This window comes from Streptomyces sp. Xyl84 (genome assembly GCF_059731885.1).
This window is the reverse complement of the sequence record NZ_AP029182.1, coordinates 1674866-1695830: the sequence shown is the minus strand read 5'-3', so window position 1 is coordinate 1695830 and position 20965 is coordinate 1674866. Positions and strand designations below refer to the sequence as shown.

The window sequence follows — 20965 nt, the reverse complement described above, 5'->3', positions numbered from 1 at the left end:
TCACCGCTGGTCATCCTCGGCGCCGAGCCCGCCGAGCCCGCCGAGCCCGCCGAACGCATCGCGCCCACTGACCCCGTCGAGCCCGCCGTCCGGATCCGGGCCGGCCGCCGTGCGCAGCCGGAAGCGCTGGAGCTTGCCGGTGGCCGTGCGCGGCAGGGCGTCCAGGAAGACGATCTCACGCGGGCACTTGTACGGTGCCAGCTCGGACTTCACGAACGCGCGCAGCGCCTCCGCGTCCCGCGCCGCGCCCTGCCGCAGCACCGCGTAGGCCACCACGACCTGGCCGCGGGCGTCGTCGGGCCGCCCCACCACCGCCGCCTCCACCACGTCCGGGTGGCGCAGCAGGGCGTCCTCGACCTCCGGACCGGCGATGTTGTACCCGGCCGAGATGATCATGTCGTCGGCGCGGGCGACGTAGCGGAAGTAGCCGTCGGAGTCGCGGACGTAGGTGTCGCCGGTGATGTTCCAGCCGTCGCGCACGTACGCGTGCTGGCGGGCGTCGGCCAGGTAGCGGCAGCCGACCGGCCCCTGGACGGCGAGCAGTCCCGGCTCGCCGTCGGGCACGGGCCGGCCGTACTCGTCCTGCACGCGCGCGTGCCATCCCGGTACGGGCACCCCGGTCGTGCCCGGCCGGATGTCCTCGTCCGCGGCTGAGACGAAGATGTGCAGCAGTTCGGTGGCCCCGATGCCGTTGATGATGCCGAGGCCGGTGCGCTCGCGCCAGCCGTGCCAGGTGGCCGCGGGCAGGTTCTCCCCGGCCGACACGCAGCGCCGGAGCGAGGAGACGTCGTGGCCGCCCAGCCGGTCGAGCATGGCGCGGTAGGCGGTGGGCGCGGTGAACAGCACGGAGACGCGGTGTTCGGCGACCGCCGCCAGCAACTGCGCGGGGTGGGCCTCCTCCAGCAGCAGGGCACTGGCGCCCGCCCGCATCGGGAAGACCACCAGACCGCCGAGGCCGAAGGTGAAGCCGAGCGGCGGACTGCCCGCGAAGACGTCCTCGGCGCGCGGCCTGAGCACGTGCCGGGAGAAGGTGTCCGCGATCGCCAGGACGTCCCGGTGGAAGTGCACGCAGCCCTTGGGCCGCCCGGTGGTGCCGGAGGTGAACGCGATGAGCGCCACGTCGTCGGCGGCGGTGTCCACCGCCCGGAAGGGGACCTCCGGCACCGGGCGGTGCAGCAGGTCGTCGGGGCCGTCGCCGCCGTACGGGGTGATCGAGAGCCCCGGCACGTCCGCCTTGACCAGGTCCCCGACGGCCCGCACGTCGCACAGCGCGTGCCGGATGCGGGCGATCTCGCAGATCGTGGCCAGTTCGTGCGCACGCTGCTGGGCCAGCACGGTGACGGCCACGGCGCCCGCCTTGAGGACCGCCAGCCAGCAGGCGGCCAGCCACGGCGTGGTCGGGCCGCGCAGCAGGACCCGGTTGCCGGGCACCACACCGAGGTCGGCGGTGAGCACCTGCGCGATGCGGTCCACGTGGGCGCGCAGGTCGGCGTAGGTCCAGCTGCCGCCGGCGGGGGTGTGGAACACCGGGCGCGCGTCGGTGGGCCCGGGCCGGCCGAGGAGTTCGGCGGCGCAGTTCAGCCGGTCGGGGTAGCGCAGCTCCGGCAGGTCGAACCGCAGCCTCGGCCACTGGTCGGGGGGCGGGAGGTGGTCGCGCGCGAAGGTGTCCACGTGGGCGGAGCGGACCGGCGGCCGGCCGGCGTCCCCGGCGCCCGGTCCGGCACTCGCGGGGCCCGCACCGGCTCCGTCCGCGTGGCCGGTGTCCGCACCGGCTCCGTTCGTGCGGCCGGCGCCCGGACCGGGTCCGTCCGCAGGGGAGACGTCCGGACCGGCTTCCTCCGCGTGGCCGGCGTCCGGGCCGGCACCGTCCGCGCGGGTGGCGTCCGCGCCGGGATCCGTCGGGTTCATGGCGGTTCGCCCCCTTGTCGTGGTGGGCTCGCACAGGGAGCGTATCGTGTTGATGACGACAGTCAACGGGGCGCGATACGGTGGTCGTGAACCCCGGTCGTCCCGGGGGAGGGAGGACCGGCGAATGTCCGCATTCTCGCTCGAACCGGCCCAGATCGCCTGGTGTGCCGAGCTGCGCTCGCTGGCCGCGGACCGGATGCGCCCGCTCGCCCAGCAGGGCGAGCCGGGCCGCGTGAACCGCCCGCTCCTGACCGAACTGGGCCGACTCGGGCTGCTGGAGCGCCTGTTCACCTCCGGCGCCCTGGACCTGTGCCTGATGCGGGAGTCCCTGGCGTACGCCTGCACGGAGGCCGAGACCGCCCTCGCCCTCCAGGGCCTCGGTGCCCACCCGGTGCACGCCCACGGCACCCCGGCCCAGTGCGCCCGCTGGCTGCCGGCCGTGGCGGAGGGCAGCGCGGTCGCGGCGTTCGCGCTGAGCGAGCCGGGCGCGGGCTCGGACGCGGCGGCCCTGGCGCTCCGCGCGGAACCGGAGGACGGCGCACCGGCCGGCGCGCGTCCCCGGGCCGGCCGCGAGGGACGGGAGGGGGCGGCGAGCGCGGCCGGCCCGGAAGATCCCCGTGCGGCGCCCGCCGGGGCGGGCGGTGCCGCCGCCGCGCCGCCCTCGCCCGGCGCACCCCGCGAGCCGTCCGGCGCGCCGGCGGCGCCCGGCCGCCCTCGGCGCTGGCGGCTCACCGGCACGAAGTGCTGGATCTCCAACGCCCCCGAGGCGGACCTCTACACCGTCTTCGCGCGCACCACGCCCGGCGCCGGCGCCCGGGGCGTGACCGCGTTCCTGGTCCCCGCCGACCGCCCCGGCCTCACCGGCAGCGCCCTGGAGATGCTCTCCCCGCACCCCATCGGCACCCTCGACTTCGACGGCGTCCCCGTCACCGAGGACGACGTGCTCGGCGAGGTGGACCGCGGCTTCCGGGTGGCGATGAGCACGCTCAACCTGTTCCGACCCAGCGTCGGCGCGTTCGCGGTCGGCATGGCGCAGGCGGCGCTGGACGCGACCGTCGCCCACACCGCCGGCCGCGACGCCTTCGGCGGCAGGCTGAGCGACCTCCAGGCCGTCGCCCACCAGGTGGCCGAGATGGCCCTGCGCACCGAGGCGGCCCGCCTGATGGTGCACGCCGCGGCGAGCGCGTACGACGACGGTTCCCCGGAGGTCCCCCGCCGCTCCGCCATGGCCAAACTCCTCGCCACCGAGACCGCGCAGTACGTCGTCGACACCGCCGTCCAGCTGCACGGCGCCCGTGCCCTGTGCCGGGGCCACCTCCTCGAACACCTCTACCGCGAGGTGCGCGCCCCCCGGATCTACGAGGGCGCCAGCGAGGTCCAGCGCGCCATCATCGCCAAGGAGCTGTACGCCCAGCACCCGACCGGGGAGGCCCCGTGACCGTCCAGCGCGTCAACCCGCCCGAGCTGTCCCCGCCCACCGGCTTCTCGCACGCCGTCGTCGCCACCGGCTCCCGCCTCGTGTTCCTGGCCGGCCAGACCGCGCTCGACCAGGACGGCAAGGTGGCCGGGAACACCCTCCCCGAACAGTTCGCCCGCGCCCTGACCAACCTCCTCACCGCCCTGCGCGCCAGCGGCGGCACCCCCGCCGACCTAGCCCGCGTCACCGTGTACGCCACCGACGTCGCCGCCTACCGCGCCCACGCGGCCGAACTCGGCCGCCTGTGGCACCGGCTGGCGGGCCGGGACTATCCGGCGATGGCCGTCGTGCAGGTCGTACGCCTGTGGGACGAGGAGGCGATGGTGGAGCTGGACGGCCTGGCGGTCCTCGCCTGACGGCCCGTGACCGGACACCGCCGACCGCCCGCCAACTCGCCACCGAAGGGGTGAGGGTCACGGCGCGGGCCGCGGTCGCCGGGTAGCAGTGGAGGCCCCCATTCCACTCACCCGTACCGGGAGGCCCCCGATGTCCCTCACCCCGTCCCGCACCCGTGGACGATCCCACATCCGTGGACGATCCCTTCTCGGCGCGCTCGGCACGGCCGCCGCCGCACTGCTGCTGAGCGCGCCCCTCTCCGTCGCGGCGACGGCCGCCGAGGAGAGCGTCACCGTCGACCCGGCGGTCCGGACGGCGGCCGACGGCACCGTCACGATCTCCGGCACCTACCGCTGCACCGGCGCGAGCGGCCCGGTCTTCGTCAGCTCGGCCATCAGCCGCACCGGCTCCGTCACCCGCTACGGCATCGGCGGCACCCGCGCGGTGTGCGACGGCGCCGTGCACACCTGGGCCAACACGGGCACGCCGGCGAACGCGCTGGAACCGGGCGCGGCGCACGTCGAGGCCACGGTCATGGAACTCACCACCCAGGGCGGCCTGCCGCTGATGCCCCGCTTCCACGCGGTCGCCGAGCAGGAGGTCACCCTGTCCCGGGCCTCCTGAGCCCCCGGCCGGGCGCACCGCGGGAGACCGGCCGGCCGCCCGCGTCCGCGCCGGCCGCCGCCGCGAGCGGGCAGCCACCCTCCCTGCGGCGGACGGTCCATGACATCCTGTGACGCCACAGGACGTCACACAGGGTGCCGGACGAGCGCGGGCGCCCGGCGGTTACGGGGAAGATCGATGAAGCTCTGCTTTCTGGTGGAGGAGCAGTACCGCCACGACGGCATGCCGGTCGAGGTGATCCGCCGACTGGCGTCCTGGGGACACCAGGTGGACGTCGTACGGCCGGGCGGCTCCCTGCTGGACATGACGCGGGCGATCCACGCGGGCGCCCACGACGCCTGGGTGCTCAAGACGGTCTCCGGCGGCCCCGGACTCACCCTCCTGGAAGCCGCCGCCCTCGCCGGGATGACCACCGTCAACGACGCCCGGTCCATCCGCGGCGTGCGGGACAAGGCGCTCGCGGCGGCCGTCGGCCGCAGCCGCGGGCTGCCGCTGCCGCCGACCTACGCGGCGGCCCGCCCCGAACTGCTCTCCGGCATCCCCGAGTCGGAGTACCCGCTCGTCGTCAAACCCGCCGACGGCAGCTCGGGCCGGGCGGTGCACCTGGTCCCCACCCCGGACCGGCTCGCCGAACTCCTGCCCGAACTGGCCGGGGAGGGCATGCTCATCGCCCAGCCGTACGTGCCCAACCCGGGCCTCGACGTCAAGGTGTACAGCGTCGGCGGCGACCTGTACGCCACCGAGCGCCGCTCCCCGCTCCACCCCGACCACGCCGTCCGGGAACGCCGCGTCGCGCTGTCGGCCGAGGTGGCCGCGATCGCCGCCCGGGTCGGCGCGGTCTACGGCCTCGATCTGTACGGGGTGGACGTGGTGCTCGGACCCGACGGCCCCGTGGTCGTCGACGTGAACGACTTCCCGAGCTTCCGTCAGGTCCCGGACGGCGTCGCCCGGGTGGCACGCGCCGTGCTCGAACTAGCGGCCCGCCCGGCCGCCCCGCCGGCCCCCGCCGCGGACCCCCTGCCCGAGGCGGTCCGGCCCGCGCCGCAGGACGGGACCCCGCTCGTCCTGCCCCCGCCGCCCCACCCGGAACAGGTCCCGGTGACCGCGGGCAAGAACCCATGAGGATAGGCCTGATCACACCCGACCCCGGCCATCCGCTGCTGGCCGCGGCCGCCGCGCTGCTCACCCCCGGGCACCAGGTGGAGACACTGGACCCGGCCACGGCGGCGGACCCCGCCGGGCCGCTCGCCGACGTCTACCTCCTCAAGGCCCGTACACCGCGCGCGCTGGCCCTCGCCCGCGCCCTGGAACGACGTGGCGCACCCGTGGTGAACCCGGCCGCCGCGACGGAGCTGTGCCAGGACCGCACGGCGATGGCCGAACACGCCCGGCGGGCCGGCCTGCCCTTCGCCGCCACCCGCACCTTCACCACCCTCACCGCGCTGGCCGCCGCGGCGGCGCCGGCCGGACCCGTGGTCGTCAAGAGCCGTCACAGCCGGCGGCACGACGTGGTGGCCCGCGTGGACGACGCCGCCGAGCTGGCGCGGCTCGCCGCCGCCCACCCCCGGGAACCGGTCGTCGTCCAGGACTTCACCCCGAACAGCGGCTGGGACCACAAGCTGTGGGTCATCGGGGACCGGCTCTTCGCCGCCCTGCGCCGTTCCGAACTCTCCCCCGAGGGGCGCGGCCCGACGCTGCCCCTGGCCCTCGACGCCCTCCCGCCGGGCTGGGCGGCCCTGGCCCGCCGCGTCGGCACGGTCTTCGCCCTGGACGTCTACGGCGTCGACATCCTCGACGGCGGCGAGGGCACCCCGGTGATCGTCGACATCAACGCCTTCCCCGGCGCCCGCGACCAGCCCGGAGCGCCCGAGGCCCTGGCGGCACTGGCGCTGTCCCGGGCCGCGGCGGCCGGCGGGCCCGCCGGGGCCCGGCCGCGCGAGCCGTTCGCGCGGCCCCCGCGCACGTGACCACGGCGTACACGCACCGGACGGGGTGAGGCACCCGCCGAAGCCCCGGCTGGAGCCGTCCGGCGGCCCGGTTCCGGGCCCCGCCGCGCCCGGCGGGGCCGACGAGCACGGTCGGCGCGCGCTCCCTCCGACGGCGTACGACCGCTCCGCTCGTGCCGCGCGGCCGGGGCGAGCGGGAGCGGGCGGACGGGCGGAGCGGGCCGGACGGGCGGGCGCGGGCCGGATGAGTGGCGCGGGCCGAAGGGGCTGGGCGCGGGGCGGATGAGTGGCGCGGGCCGCGCCCACCGGTGAGGCGGGTCAGGCGGTGGCCGGGCGGCGCCGGGCCAGGGCGGCGACCGCGCCGAGCAGCACCAGGAGCACGCCGGCGAACCAGGTCATCACGGTGGTCACCGGGAAGGAGCGGGCGGCCAGGCCGATGCCGACGACGGGCGCGGTCAGGCCCAGGTAGGCGATCAGGAACAGCCCGGCGAGCGCCTCGCTGCGCTTGGCGGGCGCCGCCAGCGCCGCGACCGTGCCGAGGGAGGCCTTGAACAGCACGCCCGCGCCGACCCCGGCGACGATGCCGCCGGCCAGGAAGGTGGTCAGGTCGGTGGTGCGCATCCCGGCGACGAGCGCCGCGACCCCGACCGCCTGGGCCGCCAGCCCGAGTCCGCGCTTGGCGGCGGTGCTGAGCCGGGTGGTGAGGCTCTGCGCGGTGGCCGCCGCACCGAAGACGGCGAAGACGATCAGCCCGGCGAGCGCCCGGGACGGGTGGTGCAGGGAACCGGCGACGAAGCCCGGAGCCACGGAGGTGAACAGTCCGAAGACGGCGAAGGAGGCGAAGGAGGCCGCCGCGGCCGCGGTGAACCCGGCACGGTCACCGTGGTCGAGCGAGACCCGCTGCGGCCGGTAGGCGGGCCTGACGAGCTCCTCCTCGACCGTCTCGGGCGTCAGCGCGACGGCGGCCATGGCCGCCAGCAGCAGCACGGCGAAGACGAGGTAGGGGGTGCGCAGCGGGCCGGTGACCCACTGGGCCAGCACGCCGGAGACGAGCGGACCGACGCCGAGGCCGCCGATGTTGGCCGCGGTCGACACCAGCTCGAAACGCTGGGTGGAGGCACCGGGCCGGTGCGCGGCGTGCAGCTCGTGCAGGTGCGCCGTCGCGGTGGCGGTGACCATACCGACGCCGAGGCCGGTGACGACCCGGGCGACCAGGAGAACGGGCAGCGAGGTGCTCGTCAGGAAGAGCACGGCGGCGATCAGCTCCAGGCCGATCGCCGGGACCAGTATCTTCTTGCGGCCGACCCAGTCCGACACGTGACCGGCCAGGACCAGACTGATCACGACGCCCACCGCGTAGGCGGCGAAGACGAGGGTGACCACGAACGTGGAGAACCCGTCCTTCGCCATGTACAGCGGGTACAGCGGCGTGGGAACGGTGGAGAACGCCATCGCCGTCAGGAACGCGAACGCGACGAGCGAGAACCCGACGCCGTGGCGCCGGGCGCCGGCGCGGCGCCGGGCGGCACCCCGCGTACCGGAGGACGCGGTCCTGTGCTCGCGGACCGCGGAGATCGACTGCGTCATGGGGAACAGCTCCAGACTGGGGCGGACGGTGGGTGGAACACCACTCAGGATGCGGCGCCGAAAGCATCTCGTCCAACGAAAGTTAGAGACCGCAGCCATCTCTCAGTGAGATGATCGGGGGATGGAACTGCGCCAGCTCGCCTGTTTCGTCGCCGTGGCCGACGAAGCGAACTTCACCCGCGCCGCCGCCCGGCTGCACATCGTCCAGTCCGCGGTCTCCAGCACCATCAAGAGCCTGGAACGCGAGCTGGGCACGCAGCTGCTCGACCGCAACTCCAAGCGGGTGCTGCTCACCGACGCCGGCGCCGCGCTGCTGCCACGCGCCCGCGCCGCGCTGCTCGCCGCGCAGGAGGCCGCGGACGCGGTCGCCGAGGTCCGCGGCGGACTGCGCGGCACCCTGCGCCTGGGCACGCTGACCTCGGTCCGGCTGCTCGACCTGCCCGCGCTGCTCGGCGAGTTCCACCGCCGCCACCCCGGCGTGCTGCTCCAGACCAGCGCCGAGCCCTCCGGCTCCCAGGGCCTGGTGGCCGCCCTCCTCGACCGGCAGCTCGACCTGGCGTTCGTCTCACTGCCGGGTCCCTGCCCGGCGGGCATCTCCCTGACCGGCCTCACCAGCTCGGTCCTCGACCTCGTCGTACCGGCGGACCATCCACTGGCCGGGCGCGGCAGTGTGTCGATCGCCGAGCTCACCGGACTGGACTTCGTCGACTCCCCGGTGGGCTACGGCAACCGGGCCGTGGCCGACCGCGCCTTCGCCGCGGCCGCCGTGCCCCGCCGCGTCACCGTGGAGAACACCGATGTCGCCACCGGCGTGGACTACGTACGGCACGGCCTGGGGGTGGCCCTCCTGCCCAGGTTCGCCCTCCGGGAGGCCGAGGACATCGCCGTCCTGACGGTGCGGGACGCCGACCTGACCTGGCCGCTCTCCCTCGCCGCCCGGAGCGGCCACCGCCCGGGCGCGGCGGCGCGCGCCATGATCGCACTGGCCCGCGAGTACGTGACCTGACCGGGCGGGCCCCAAGGCGTGAGGCGCCGGGCCGGCGCGACGACCGGCTCGGATGTACGGGCACCCCGCCCGTCCCCGGCGGACGGGCACCCCGAGCGTCCCGGCGTACGGGCACGCCGCCTGTCCCCGGCGTGAGGGGCACCCCGCCCGTCCCCGGCGCGCGGCCGAACCGGCGGTTCCCCGCGGGTCGATCCCCAGACCGGCCGGCCCCCACCGGCCGGTTCGATCTCCGTGCGGCTGTCAGTCTCCTGGGCCGCCGTTGAAGGTCATGTCGCCGTTCGCCTGGTAGATGCGGGAGTGGTGGCCGCCCCGCGCCTGCATCGTCACGCCGTCACGGCGAGCCGCCGCGTCCGGCGGCAGGAGGGGCCTCAGCACCTCGTCCAGCACCCGCTGGAGCTCCTGCCGCAAGGCGGGATCCGCGGTCAGCAACTGCTGGAGCTGCGGCGCCCACTCCAGAGCCAGGGCCTCCTCGGCCTGCCTGTCGTCGATCTCCCGGGCCGCCCGCACGTCCTCGCGCACCTCGGCCAGCCGGCCCGCCACGGACGGGACCCGGTCGGGACGGGTCCGCTGCCACAGCACCAGCACCGCCGAACGCGCCTGCTGCCACGCGTCGGTTGCCATCGAACCGACCAGAGCGCTCGCCGCGCTCATCACCAGCGGGTCCATGTCCCCTCCCCGTCCCCTCAGCCACCCTGGCCGTCGGTGGTGTTCCACACGACGGTCTCGAACTCCACCGCGGACATGTAGTCCTGCGGCGCCCTGGTCACCTTCAGCCGGACCACGTGCCCTTCGTCGGTGCGCAGACACAGCACGACGCCCTCCCGCAGCTTGACTCCGTAGGGTTCGCCGCGGGCGTCGACCGTGTCGGCGCAGTCGGACTCGCCGGGCTCCCTGGTGGGGTCCTGCCACCGCGCGATGGCTCCGTTCCCCGCGAAGGCCCGTATGCCGTCCCCCAGTTCTCCCGTGGAGATGTCGAACCCGCCGAGGGCCGGGGACGAGCCCGTCACGGGGTGGTCCCCGTCCAGTTCCTTGCCGTCCCCCGGGCCGACCGCCAGGGTGCCCTGCCAGCGGACGGTGGATCCGGAGGGCGCCTTTCGCGCGCGGTGGTCCGGGGAAGCCGTCGCCGGGTCCGTGCCGCTCGGGGTGCCCGCACCGGCCGTGGCACCGGGCGGGGCGGAGGCGTGGTCCACCGTCGGACCGTGGGCCGGGGAGCTCACGGCCGCGGGGGGCGCTTCGCCGCCGGGCTCCTTCTTCCCGTGCCCGGTCGTGAGCACGTACGCGCCCCCCGCCCCGGCGGCGACGGCGACCACGGCGCCGAGGACGGCCCATCCGCTCACGAGGACATGGGTGATCCTGCTGCGGTTGATGTCGCGCGCGGCCTGGTAGATCCGACCCCCGTCGCCCGTCCGGCCGTCGAGACCGGGCCCGTGCGTGGGCTCCTGGGGCCGTTCCCACCGGGCGTCAGATCCGTCACCGGCCACTGCCAGCCATCCCCCCACCTGATGCTTGGTGCGTCGGGAAGCGTACGGGAAAGAGGCGACGGCTGATCAGGTTTCGCCCGAACTGACGTCACGTTCATGGAAGTTGTGCCGACCGTTCCCTGCTGAGGGGGGCGGCCCCCAGGTCCCACGCGGGACGATGTCAGGTGCGGTGAGCCCGCGGCGGCACCTGGGGCCCGCCCGCCCCGGCACCGGTTCTGCGGCGGTGGAGAAAGCGGGTGAGCCTCGTGACCGCCTCGGTGAGCATCTCGGGCGGCGGAAGGGTGACGATGCGCAGGTGCCCGGGCGGCACCGGGCCGAGTCCGGAACCGGGAACGACGAACAGGCCCTCCTCGCGCAACAGGCCGGCTGCCAGGGATTCGTCGTCGCCCAGGCGGTACTGCCGCCGGTCGATGCGCGGGAAAGCGTAGAACGCGCCACGGGGTTTCACGGTCCGCACGCCCGGGACGTCGTCGAGGAGAGCGCACAAGTGGTCCCGTCGGCGGCACAGTTCTCCTCCGGGGGCGGTCAGCGTGGCTGTGTCATCGACGCGCAGCGCGGCTGCCACGCCCCGCTGGGCGGGAACGTTGGGGCACAGACGCAGGGAGGTGAGTGTGTCCAGCGCGGTGGTCAGAGCGTTCCCGCGGCCCCGGCACCCGGTCAGGACCAGCCACCCCACGCGGTAACCGGGGATGCGACCGCGTTTGGAGAGTCCGCCGAACGTCAGGCACGGCACCTCCGGGGCACGGGTCGCCAGCGGGGTGTGCCGTACGCCGTCGTAGAGGTGGTCGGCGTAGATCTCGTCGGCCAGCAGCACCAGGTGGTGCCGGCGGGCCACGTCGGCGATGCCGTCGAGGATCTCGGCGGGCCAGACGGCGCCGGTGGGATTGTTGGGGTTGATCACCAGCAGTGCGCGCGTACGGTCGGTCACCCGGCGGGCGATGTCCGCCGGGTCGGGGAACCACGCGGATGCCTCGTCGCACCGGTAGTGCACCGCCGAGCCGCCGGCCAGGACAGCGGAGGCCGTCCAGAGGGGGTAGTCCGGTGCCGGAACCAGTACCTCGTCACGCGGATCCAGCAACGCGTGCAGAGACAGGGCCGCGAGTTCCGACACGCCATTGCCGAGGTGGACATCGCACGAGCGGACCGTCGTCAGCCCCCTCGCCCGGTAGTGCCGCGCCACGGCCTCACGCGCCGCAGGCAGTCCTTGCGCGGCGCTGTACCCGCAGGAGAGGTCCAGGGTGTCGCGTACGGCGTCCACCACCTCGCGGCTGGGGGCCAGACCGTAAGCTGCCGGGTCCCCGAGGTTCAGCGCGAGGACGTCGTCCCCGGCCGCTCGCATACGTTCGGCCTCAGCGGCCAGGGGGCCGCGCAGGCCGTACGAGATGCTGGACAGTTTCGTCGACGTGCGGATGTCGGCGTCCGCGGCCATGAGATGCCTCCGAGGGGTCAGGAAGGGCGGACGGGAGGGCGGCGGTGTGCACGCTCATCGCAGGGCGTCGGGCGGAGCCAGGAATCCCGTGCGCCTGAACTCATGCAGATAGGTGTCGATCAGGTCGGCATCGACGGGCGGGCAGACCAGTGGACTGTCGGAGAGGGCCGCCTCGGTGTTGTGGCGGCCGAACGTCGGGAAGACCCCGTCGGTGTACATCTGCTTGACGGAGACCCCGCTGTCGCGGGCGGGTTCGGCGAACATGGCCACGTACGGGGCCATCGGGTGATCGGGCAGCCGGGCCGTCAGCTCGGCGAGCATGTCCGTCCACGCCTCGTAGGACACGGTCCGGACCCCGTACCCCATGGCGACGAGGCGTTCCACCAGCAGGGGCAGGCGGGCGTCGCGGGGGTTGGTGAGGTGGTAGACCCGTCCGTCGGGTTGCTGGTGGGTGATGATGTGCGTGATCGCCTCCGCCGTGTAGTCCACAGGCACCATGTCCAGCGGCAGAGCCATGTCAGGGGCGAGGCCCGTCTCCGCGATGGTGCGGAACAGGGCGCACATCATGGTGTCGGTGTTCCAGACGCCGCGGTCCGCGGTGCCGGTCACTTCGTAGGGGCGGTGGATGGCCACGGGCAGTCCACGCCGGCCGGCCTCGGCGACGAGGCGTTCGGCGACCCACTTGGTCTCGGGGTAGCCCAGGGACAGCCGGTCGGCGTGGTCGAGGGGTGTGTTTTCGTCGACGTGGCGGACGCCGGCGGTGCCGAATCCCGCGATCACGGCGATCGTCGATATGTAGTGGACCGGCTTGGTGGTGTGCCGGCCCGCCAGTTCCAGGACGGTGCGGGTGCCGCCGACGTTGACCGGCGCCAGCGCGCGGTACGGGTAGGCGAAGTTCACCCGGGAGCCGCAGTGCACGATCAGGTCGACGTCGCGGGCCAGACGCTCCCAGTCATGATCCGCCAGGCCGAAGTGCGGCTGCGCCAACTCCCCGGGCACAGGGACGACGCGGCCGAGCAGCGGTTCGGGATCGAGGCCGTAGCGCCGCATCCGCGCGGCCAGCCGTCCGAGGGCCTGGGCCGGATCACCGGCGCGGATGAGGCAGTGCACTCGTTCCGCTCCGCTGCGGACCAGCCGGTCGGTGAGATGGACCCCGAGGAATCCGGTAGCGCCGGTCAGCAGGATCCGGCGGGGTGACCGGGGGTCAGCGGCCAGGGGTGCCGAGTAGCCGGTCTCCGGGGCGAGGCGGCTCTCAGCCGTGAAGTCGGTCTCCGTACCTTTCCGGTCCTCGTGCCCCGCGAGGAGTTCCTCCACCGTCGCGGCGAAATCGCTCAGGGCCGGATCGCCGACCAGAGCGCGGATCATGGCGCGTCCGGAGGCGGCGCCGATCTTCAGCCGCTCGCGTGCCGCGGCGGTGACCTGTGTGGCTCGCAGGGAGGTCCCGCCCAGCGCGAAGAACCGTGCGTCGCGGCCGACCTCGTCCAGCCCCAGGACGTCGCGCCACACTCCCGCGAGGGTCTGCTCCACCTCCCCGCGGGGGGCGCCCTCGTCGTCGGCCGGCGCGGCGGCGGGCGACACCAGTGAAGCCAGCGACCGGCGGTCGACCTTGCCACTGGAGGTGAGGGGCAGCGCGTCCACCTGGGTGATCCGCGTGGGCACCATGTAGGTGGGCAGCCGGTCGCGGACATGCTCGTACAGCTGGTTCACAAGTGCGTCACGCTGCTCCCCGGGGTGGGTCACGACCGCGGCGACGAGCCGCTCCCCGGCCCCGTCACCGATGACGTCGACGGCGCTCTGGCGCACCTGTTCGTGCGACGACAGCACCGATTCGACCTCGTCCAACTCGACGCGGTAGCCGCGGACCTTCACCTGCCGGTCGCGGCGTCCGAGGAATTCGAGTGTTCCGTCCTCGCGCCAGCGGGCCAGATCGCCGGTGCGGTACAGCACCGCGCCCACCGGATCGGGGCTCCACCGGTCCTGGACGAAGTGCTCCGCGGTCCGGTGCGGGTCGTTGAGGTAACCGAGTGCCACCCCGTCTCCGCCGACCCACAGCTCGCCGGTCTCGCCGGGGGCGGCCATCCCGCCGTCCTCGCGCACCACATAGGCGGTCGATCCTGTGACCGGCCTGCCGATGGGAACGTCCTCGGCCTGTGCGGAGAGCTCGTCCACCCGGTGCACGGTGGACAGAGAGGAGTTCTCCGTGGGGCCGTAACCGTTGAGGAGCGCGCCAGGCCGGCCTTTCTGCAGCACGGAGCGCACCGCACGTGGGCTGAGCACGTCGCCGCCAGCGATGAGACAGCGAAGGCCGGAGAACATCTGCGGGGCGAGGTGGGCGTGCTGGTGGAACAGTCCGGCGCTGAGCCACATCACGCTGACGCGCCGGCTGCGCAGTACGCTCTCCAGCGCCTTCGGATCCAGCAGGTCCCCTTCCTGTGCGAGCACCAGGCAGGCGCCGTTCGACAGGGTCGAGAAGATCTCGAAGCACGAGACGTCGAACGTCAGGTTCGTCGTCGCGAGCACGCGGTCGTCCTCCAGGATGCGCAGGTCCCCGGCTCCGCGTGCCAGCCTGGTCTGCCCGCGATGGGGGCACACCACGCCTTTGGGAGCACCGGTCGACCCGGAGGTGTAGATGACGTAGGCCGCCTCCCCGGCGTCGCGCTCGCGCCACCAGCGTGGATCGGCGTCCGCGGGAGCGGTGAACAGCTCGTCGCTCGGGACGAGGGCCGTCCGCTCCGGGACCTGCACCGGCTCGTCCGTCTCGTGGACCGTCACTCGTGCCCCGGCGTCGCGGAGGATCTGCTGCAGGCGCTCGGCGGGCTGGTCGGGGTCGAGGGGAAGGTACACCCCGCCCGCGTGCAGTACGGCCAGAAGGGTGGCGACCGCCGCCGGGGACCTGCGCATCACCACTGCCACCACGTCCCCGGCGCGAACTCCGCGGGAACGCAGCCCGGTGGCGCCGCGCATGACCCGCGTGGCCAATTCCCCGTACGTCCATGACCCGCCGTTCCACTCGAGAGCCGAGGCCTCGGGCCGGGCGTCGGCCTGCTCCGAGAAGAGGGAGGGGATGGTGGCGTCCCGTGGGTAGGCGGCGGACGCCTGGTTCCAGATGCGGGCGTGCCGGGGCAAAGAGGCGGAGGCGGGGTTGTGCCGTGTCGTCACGATGACTCCTCTGGGTACGGTCGGATCAGGTGTGCGGCCGCCTCCCCGGATCTCCTCCGCCCGGGGAGGCGTGCGCGGACGTGGCGGGTGTGCGGGTGGGGCCGCCCTGGGCAGGGCCGGCGATCGCGCGAGGTGAGGCTGGTGGGACAGGAGGAGCGTCCTATGCGTCTCGCCTCTGGGCGACGATGCTGTGCACCGACGCGTCTTTCTGCAGCAGGGCGACGGCGAGGTCCGCCGCCATGGTCCTGATCGCCTCCAGGGGCGGGCTCGCCTGCTGGGGGAAGTGCACGTCGATGTTGCTTTTCAGTTCCAGGACCCATCGGGCCGCATCTTCCGGCGACGGAAGCACGCGCTCGTCCAGGACCCGGAACCCGCTGTCCCGCAGGACGCCGGTGACGTACCGCAGTGACTTGCGGTGCCCCAGGGCGAGATGGTCCGCGTCCAGGGGCAGCTGCCGTTCGGCACTGAGGAGTTCCTCGCTGTAGAGCGTCTCGGAGATGACGAACAGCCCTCCTGGGCGCATGCGCCTGGCCAGTGCCTCCACCGCGCTCTCGTACACATGAGGGGGGAAGTGGGTGATGGCGCCCCGGGCCGTCACCAGGTCGTAGGGCTGTTCGGCGTCGGGCAGCCCGGCGATGTCGGCCGCATCGCACAGGAAGAGGTGGACACGGTCCGTTTGGCCCGCCCGGGCGGCGCAGTGGTCGAGCTGCTCCGCGCTGACGTTGATGCCGTCCAGCCGGGGGCAGTCCGGGAACACGGCCGCCAGGTGCCGCAGTGTCCCTCCCCATCCGCATCCCACGTCCAGGATGCGCTGCGGGGTACGGTTCCGGAGTCCGTGACCGGCGGCCACAGCGAGTTGCCGCTCCAGGTGCATGAGGCCGGCCTCGTCCAGCGAGACGGGGCGGGGAGCGTCCGGACGGCCGAAGACACCCCACTGGAAGTGCAACTGTTCACCGAGGACCTTCTGCCAGTCGCCGGGCGCGTCCCGGTAGGCACGGACGACCTGCTCCCGGAAGAAGTCGGTACGGCGGCCGGTGACCACCTCGTACACCGGACCGCCGACGGCCTTCACCGGCTCCCCTCCCCTCGCACGGCGTCCCGTGCGCAGACCGTCCAGTTCTTCCGTGCCGCGGGAGCAGCGGTCGTCTCGGCGGCCGCGACCCGCCAGACCTCCAGCAGGCAGCCCGCGATGCGATGAGCGTGGAAGAGGGCGACGTGAGGGTCGTCACCGCGGTCGAGGCCGTCCTGGGCGACAGCCAGGGCGAGGCCGCTCAGCGCGTCGTCACCCGGGTCGTCGTAGTAGTCGATGAACTGCTGTGGGACGTCGGCGCCCGCTTGCCGCAGCCGGCGTGCGACGGCAGTGGCACCGGAGTAGTAGATCTGCATGTCGGTGTGGGCCGCCAGAGATGCCGCGGCCTGGCTTCCGCTGGTCGCGACCCAGGAGATGCCGCCGTGGAAGGAGTAGGCACCCAGGTCCGTGGACCAGTTCGCCAGATCGGCCTCGTTCATGCCCAGGGCGCGGGCCGTGCGCAACAGCTTGGGCGTCGCCTCACGGACGATGCGCGCCAGCGTCGACCAGAGTTCACCGGCGGGCTCGTGGGGGAACCGGGCCAGCAGCGTTCCGTACGCGACGAGTTCGACCGCGTGTGCCTGGTACTCGATCTGGACCAGGCGCCGCAGCGGTTCGAGGGTGCCGGGACCGGACAGGGGCGCCCGAGTGAGAGGACTGCCGGGTTCGTGTCCGGCGACGGCGCGCCGGACGTCGTCGGCCAGGGCCTTCGCTTCGCTGTGGGGTTGGGAGGACATGCGATTCCCTTCTGTCGTACGTTTGGTGTGCAGGTCAGGGCCGTCGTGCTCACCCCGCGGGCGTCGGGGCCCCGGATCGCCCGGACGGCGGACCGCCGTTCGCGCCGGGCGGCGGGAGGTAGCCGCTCTCCCGGAGGCGTCCGAGACAGAGGTCGATCAGCCGGTCGTCCACCGGCGGGCACGTCAGACCGGCGTCTGCCGACACACGGTCGGCGTTGACCCGGCCGAAGAGGGGGAACGTGCCGGAGAAGTACGCCTGCTCGATGGCGTCGGTTCCCGTTCCGGGCTCGATGAGCAAGGGGAGATAGGGGGTCATCGCGTGCCGCGGGTCCGCGCCCGTCGCCCGGGCGACCGCGGCCACCCAAGTCCGGTGTGCGACCGTCTGCACACGGTAGGACATGGCTCGCAGACGGTCGACGAGCAGGGACAGCCGACCGGGTCGGGGATTGGAGATGTGGTACACGCGGCCGTCGGGCCGTTCGTGGGTGACGATCCGGGTGATCACGTCGGCCGTGTGGTCCACGGGGACGAGGTCGAGGGAGAGGCGGAGGTCGGGAGCGGTGCCTGATTCCGCGATGGTGCGCACGAGTGCGCAGGTCAGAGTGTCGGTGTCCCATGCGCCACTGTCACAGGTGCCCGTGAGATGCGCGGGCCGGTGGACGGTCACGGGAAGTCCGCGCCGCCCCGCGTCCGACACGAGTGCCTCTGCAGCCCACTTGGTCTGGAGATAACCGGGCGGGAGCCGGTCCGGATGGCCGAGCGGCGTGTGCTCCGCGACATGGCGGACTCCGGCGCGTCCATGACCGCCGAGAACACCGAGCGCGGAGACGTGGTGGAGCGGCTTGAGCCGGTGGGCCGCCGCGAGTTCGATCACCGTGCGAGTGCCGCCGACGTTGACCGGGGCCAGTGCCCGGTAGGGGTAGGCGAGATTGACCTGTGCACCGCAGTGCACGATGAGATCCGTCGTCTGCGCCAGCCGGTCCCACGCGTTCTCGTCCAGGCCGAAACGCTCGGCGGACAGATCCCCCGGGACCACTGTGACCCGGCCGTGCAAACCTCGCGGATCCAGTCCGAAGCGTCGCATCCGGGCCGCCACCCGCGCGGCGCCGCGTGATGCGTCCGGTGCGCGGACGAGGCAGCGGACGTCCCGGGCCCCGGCCCGGACGAGCCGCTCGACGAGGTGGACGCCGAGATAGCCGGTGCCGCCGGTGACGAACACCGTGCCCGGCCGGCCGGCTGCGCACCGCGTCCCGGAGGGCGGCGGGAACCACCGCGCTCGCGCCTCGGTACGGAAGTCCGGCGAGCCGCCCGGTACGGGAGCCCGGCCCTGCCCGGCGAGGCGCCGTACCCGCGCGGTGAAGGCCGCGAGCGCGGACTCGCTCACCAGCGCCTCCACGAGTGCACCGCTGAACTCCGGGCCCATGCCGAAGCTGCGGCGGACGGCCGCGGCGGCCTGCACGGCCATGAGTGAAGTCCCTCCCAGCGCGAAGAAGTCGTCGTCCCGCGCCACGGCGTCCGTGCCCAGGATCTCGCACCAGATCCGCTCGACCGCCGACTCGTCCGCGTCCTTGTCCGGGGCCGGGCGGCGGCGTCGGCCGGTTGCCGGGCCGGCGAGCCGGGACAGGAGACGGGCCCGGTCCGCCTTGCCGCTCGGCGTCAGCGGCAGGCTCGAGACGCAGACGATCCTGCTGGGCACCATGTGGGCCGGCAGACGGTCGTGCGCGTGCTCGGACAGGCGGGCGAGGAGCGCCGTGCCATCCGTGTCCCCACGAGGGCCGCGGACCACGACCGCACCGAGGTGCTTTCCCGGGCCTTCGCCCAGCACGTCGACGACGACATCCCGGACGTCGGGATGACTGGACAGCACCGCCTCGACCTCGTCGAGCTCCACCCTGAAACCGCGCAGCTTGACCTGCCTGTCCCGGCGGCCGAGGAACTCCAGCACTCCGTCGCTTCGCCGGCGGACCATGTCCCCCGTCCGGTAGAGGCGGCCCTGTACGTCGCTGCCGAAGCGATCGGGGACGAAACGCTCGGCGGTGCGCTCCGGGTCGTTGAGGTAGCCGATCGCCACGCCGTCTCCCCCCAGCCACAGCTCTCCCTCCTGCCCGGCCTCCGCGAGGGTGCCGTCCGGGCGCACCACGTAGGCGGTGGTGGCCGGCACCGGTGTGCCGATGGGAACGAGTTCGGCGTGTTCAGGCAGCTCACGCACTATGTGGGAGGTGCTGATGACGCTGTTCTCGGTCGGTCCGTAGCCGTTGACGAAAGTGGCCGGAGGCCCCTGAGCCAGGACGGCGCGGACCGCGCCGGGACTGACCGCCTCCCCTCCGACCATCAGACAGCGCAGGCCGGAGAACAGGTGCGGCGCCGACTGCGCGTGCACGTGGAAGAGCCCCGCGCTCAGCCACAGCGTGGTGATGCGGTGACGGCGCAGGTACTGTGCCAAGGCCTCGGTGTCGAGCAGGTCCTCCGGATCCGGCAGGACGAGACACGCTCCGTTGAGCAGTGTGCAGAACAGCTCGTAGCAGGAGACGTCGAACGTCGGGTTCGCCGTGGCCAGCAGACGGTCACCGGGCCGTGGGACCGCCGGATGGTCCGCGGTGACGAAGCGGACCAGTCCTCGGTGCGAACACAGCACGCCCTTGGGAGCACCGGTCGAGCCGGAGGTGTAGATGAGGTACGCCGCGTCGGTCGCGGCGGGACCCGCCCACCGGGACGGCCCCTCCCGCGTGTCCCCGCCCTCGAGGTCGCGAGTGGTGACGTGCGACGGGTCCGGCGGGCACGAGGGGACCTGGGTGTCCGGTGTGGTCACGAGGCACCTGGGTGACGAGTCCTCGATCATGGTGACGAGGCGGTCGCGGGGGGTCCGGGGGTCGAGGGGAAGATAGACGGCGCCCGCTGCCAGGACGGCGAGCACGGTCACCACCCACTGGGCGGAGGATTCCAGCAGCACAGCGACCGTGTCGCCGTCTCCCACGCCCCGGGCACGCAGGCAGGCGCGAGCGCGGCGGACCCGGTCGTGGAGTTCACGGTACGTCCACTGGCCGTCGTCCCAGACCAGGGCGGTGCTGTCCGGCGTCTTCAGGGCCTGCGCGGCGAAGAGGCCGGGAAGGACGGCATCGCGCGGGTAGCCGGCCCCCGTGTCGTCCTGCGCGCTGTCGCGCCCTTGGAGTGCGGACTTCGTGGACGGCATGATCGATCCCCTCTCGTACGGCAAATGGTGGGTGGGCGGGAGGAACCGGGGGAGATCACCCGGTGAGCACGACCTTCCCGCCGCGCCCCGGCCGCCGGGTGCGAGCGAGTGCGCCGGGGAAGTCGGCGAGGTCGTAGCGTCCGGCGACCTCAAGTCCGGGCAAGCCGCCTGCCACGGCGGCCTGGACGTCCCGGGTCAGGCGCCGCGACGCCTGCTCGTCCAGGCGTTCCAGGGACGCGGGGAGCCAGAAACCGCGCACGGTCACCTGGTGGAAGACCAGGTCGTCCGGGGCCACCTGGAGAGGGCTGCCGGAGAGCATGCCGTAGGAGACGAACTGTCCGCCCGGACGGAGGCAGCGCAGGGCGGCGGTGCCGGCCGTCCCTCCCACCGCATCGAGCACGGCCCCCACCCGAAGAGGCCCAGCGACTTCGAGCACGGTCTCGGCGAGGGCGCGGGCGGAGCGAGCCAGTACGGGCTCCGCTCCCATGCGCGCCAGCAGGCGCGCCTGTTCCCGGTGTCGGACCACGGGCAGACAGCGGACACCGCGTTCGCATGCCAGGTGGATCGTCATGCGGCTCACGGCGGACGCGCCCGCGGTGAGCAGGAGCGTGTCACCCGGCTCCAGGGCGACCTCGCGCAGCAGCAGAACGGCGGTGAACGGGTTTACGGTGAGCTGGCAGGCGGCCTCCGTGGTGATGCCGTGGGGGAGAGGGAGCACGGAGGCGGCCGGGACACAGACCTCCTCCTGCCACGTCCCCGAGGCCGAGACAGCCACCCGGGTACCCGGTGCGGGGCCCTTCGCTCCCTCGCCCAGTGCCTCCACGGTCCCCGCTCCCTCGAAGCCGGCGACAGCCCAACCACCGCCTGCGCCGACACCGTCGGGCCGCAGGGTGAAGCACGCCTGCCGGCCGTAGGCGCCCTGCACGAACAACAGGTCCGAGGGGTTGATCGGACGGGCGGCGAGTCGAACCCGTACCTCGTCCGGACCGGGCTCGGGACGGGGGAGTTCCGTCATG

At 73.8% G+C, this 20965-nt stretch carries 16 protein-coding genes; 6 read left to right on the top strand and 10 right to left on the bottom strand.

Features of this window, described 5'->3' with window-relative positions; translation table 11 throughout:
• Positions 1-1908: an AMP-binding protein gene (locus tag AC6I72_RS07225; protein WP_498000037.1), complete on the bottom strand. Its 1908-nt coding sequence runs from the start codon at positions 1906-1908 to the stop codon at positions 1-3.
• Positions 1909-2032: 124 nt separating this feature from the next.
• On the opposite strand from AC6I72_RS07225, the gene AC6I72_RS07220 reads away from it, so the two are divergent.
• From AC6I72_RS07220 to AC6I72_RS07200, 5 genes are all read left to right on the top strand, one after another.
• Positions 2033-3346 (top strand): acyl-CoA dehydrogenase family protein, encoded by a 1314-nt coding sequence (locus tag AC6I72_RS07220; protein WP_498000036.1) that lies wholly within the window; start codon positions 2033-2035, stop codon positions 3344-3346.
• Positions 3343-3741 carry a RidA family protein gene (locus AC6I72_RS07215; protein ID WP_498000035.1) on the top strand — a complete coding sequence of 133 codons (399 nt, stop codon included), beginning with the start codon at positions 3343-3345 and terminating at the stop codon, positions 3739-3741. The genes AC6I72_RS07220 and AC6I72_RS07215 overlap by 4 nt, the downstream gene beginning before the upstream one ends.
• Before the next feature lie 130 nt (positions 3742-3871).
• The gene (locus tag AC6I72_RS07210) at positions 3872-4345 is read left to right on the top strand and encodes a DUF6299 family protein (RefSeq protein ID WP_498000033.1); all 474 of its coding nucleotides are present in this window, start codon (positions 3872-3874) and stop codon (positions 4343-4345) included.
• A 177-nt stretch (positions 4346-4522) separates the two neighbouring features.
• Positions 4523-5467 carry an ATP-grasp domain-containing protein gene (locus AC6I72_RS07205; RefSeq protein WP_498000032.1) on the top strand — a complete coding sequence of 315 codons (945 nt, stop codon included), beginning with the start codon at positions 4523-4525 and terminating at the stop codon, positions 5465-5467.
• Positions 5464-6312 carry an ATP-grasp domain-containing protein gene (locus AC6I72_RS07200; RefSeq protein ID WP_498000031.1) on the top strand — a complete coding sequence of 283 codons (849 nt, stop codon included), beginning with the start codon at positions 5464-5466 and terminating at the stop codon, positions 6310-6312. The genes AC6I72_RS07205 and AC6I72_RS07200 overlap by 4 nt, the downstream gene beginning before the upstream one ends.
• Positions 6313-6609: 297 nt before the next feature.
• Here the strand turns inward: AC6I72_RS07200 and AC6I72_RS07195 are convergent, their stop codons facing one another.
• Positions 6610-7878 (bottom strand): MFS transporter, encoded by a 1269-nt coding sequence (locus AC6I72_RS07195; protein WP_498000030.1) that lies wholly within the window; start codon positions 7876-7878, stop codon positions 6610-6612.
• 121 nt (positions 7879-7999) lie between these two features.
• On the opposite strand from AC6I72_RS07195, the gene AC6I72_RS07190 reads away from it, so the two are divergent.
• Positions 8000-8884, top strand: coding sequence for a LysR family transcriptional regulator (locus AC6I72_RS07190; protein WP_498000029.1), 885 nt, complete (start codon positions 8000-8002; stop codon positions 8882-8884).
• A 240-nt stretch (positions 8885-9124) separates the two neighbouring features.
• Here the strand turns inward: AC6I72_RS07190 and AC6I72_RS07185 are convergent, their stop codons facing one another.
• The 8 genes from AC6I72_RS07185 to AC6I72_RS07150 form a co-directional block, all read right to left on the bottom strand.
• Positions 9125-9550, bottom strand: a complete 426-nt coding sequence (locus tag AC6I72_RS07185) for a hypothetical protein (protein ID WP_498000028.1) — start codon at positions 9548-9550, stop codon at positions 9125-9127.
• A 17-nt stretch (positions 9551-9567) separates the two neighbouring features.
• Positions 9568-10365: a hypothetical protein gene (locus AC6I72_RS07180; RefSeq protein WP_498000027.1), complete on the bottom strand. Its 798-nt coding sequence runs from the start codon at positions 10363-10365 to the stop codon at positions 9568-9570.
• Between the two features lie 160 nt (positions 10366-10525).
• On the bottom strand, positions 10526-11794 hold the full coding sequence (locus tag AC6I72_RS07175; RefSeq protein ID WP_498000026.1) for an aminotransferase class I/II-fold pyridoxal phosphate-dependent enzyme: 1269 nt from the start codon (positions 11792-11794) through the stop codon (positions 10526-10528).
• A gap of 54 nt (positions 11795-11848) precedes the next feature.
• A complete protein-coding gene (locus AC6I72_RS07170) occupies positions 11849-14953 on the bottom strand; it encodes an amino acid adenylation domain-containing protein (RefSeq protein ID WP_498000025.1) in 3105 nt (1034 codons plus the stop codon).
• A gap of 160 nt (positions 14954-15113) precedes the next feature.
• Positions 15114-16025 (bottom strand): SAM-dependent methyltransferase, encoded by a 912-nt coding sequence (locus AC6I72_RS07165; RefSeq protein WP_498000024.1) that lies wholly within the window; start codon positions 16023-16025, stop codon positions 15114-15116.
• The gene (locus AC6I72_RS07160; RefSeq protein ID WP_498000023.1) at positions 16022-16759 is read right to left on the bottom strand and encodes a hypothetical protein; all 738 of its coding nucleotides are present in this window, start codon (positions 16757-16759) and stop codon (positions 16022-16024) included. The genes AC6I72_RS07165 and AC6I72_RS07160 overlap by 4 nt, the downstream gene beginning before the upstream one ends.
• Before the next feature lie 49 nt (positions 16760-16808).
• Positions 16809-19949, bottom strand: a complete 3141-nt coding sequence (locus AC6I72_RS07155; protein ID WP_498000022.1) for a non-ribosomal peptide synthetase — start codon at positions 19947-19949, stop codon at positions 16809-16811.
• 55 nt (positions 19950-20004) lie between these two features.
• Positions 20005-20964, bottom strand: a complete 960-nt coding sequence (locus tag AC6I72_RS07150; protein WP_498000021.1) for a zinc-dependent alcohol dehydrogenase family protein — start codon at positions 20962-20964, stop codon at positions 20005-20007.
• Between the last annotated feature and the right edge of the window lies 1 nt (position 20965).

Excerpts from the sequence above, each read along its gene's own strand:
- AC6I72_RS07225 (WP_498000037.1), bottom strand. The coding sequence starts at position 1,908 with ATGAACCCGACGGATCCCGGCGCGGACGCCACCCGCGCGGACGGTGCC.
- AC6I72_RS07220 (WP_498000036.1), top strand. The coding sequence starts at position 2,033 with ATGTCCGCATTCTCGCTCGAACCGGCCCAGATCGCCTGGTGTGCCGAG.
- AC6I72_RS07210 (WP_498000033.1), top strand. The coding sequence starts at position 3,872 with ATGTCCCTCACCCCGTCCCGCACCCGTGGACGATCCCACATCCGTGGA.
- AC6I72_RS07205 (WP_498000032.1), top strand. The coding sequence starts at position 4,523 with ATGAAGCTCTGCTTTCTGGTGGAGGAGCAGTACCGCCACGACGGCATG.
- AC6I72_RS07200 (WP_498000031.1), top strand. The coding sequence starts at position 5,464 with ATGAGGATAGGCCTGATCACACCCGACCCCGGCCATCCGCTGCTGGCC.
- AC6I72_RS07195 (WP_498000030.1), bottom strand. The coding sequence starts at position 7,878 with ATGACGCAGTCGATCTCCGCGGTCCGCGAGCACAGGACCGCGTCCTCC.
- AC6I72_RS07190 (WP_498000029.1), top strand. The coding sequence starts at position 8,000 with ATGGAACTGCGCCAGCTCGCCTGTTTCGTCGCCGTGGCCGACGAAGCG.
- AC6I72_RS07185 (WP_498000028.1), bottom strand. The coding sequence starts at position 9,550 with ATGGACCCGCTGGTGATGAGCGCGGCGAGCGCTCTGGTCGGTTCGATG.
- AC6I72_RS07175 (WP_498000026.1), bottom strand. The coding sequence starts at position 11,794 with ATGGCCGCGGACGCCGACATCCGCACGTCGACGAAACTGTCCAGCATC.
- AC6I72_RS07160 (WP_498000023.1), bottom strand. The coding sequence starts at position 16,759 with ATGTCCTCCCAACCCCACAGCGAAGCGAAGGCCCTGGCCGACGACGTC.
- AC6I72_RS07155 (WP_498000022.1), bottom strand. The coding sequence starts at position 19,949 with ATGCCGTCCACGAAGTCCGCACTCCAAGGGCGCGACAGCGCGCAGGAC.
- AC6I72_RS07150 (WP_498000021.1), bottom strand. The coding sequence starts at position 20,964 with ATGACGGAACTCCCCCGTCCCGAGCCCGGTCCGGACGAGGTACGGGTT.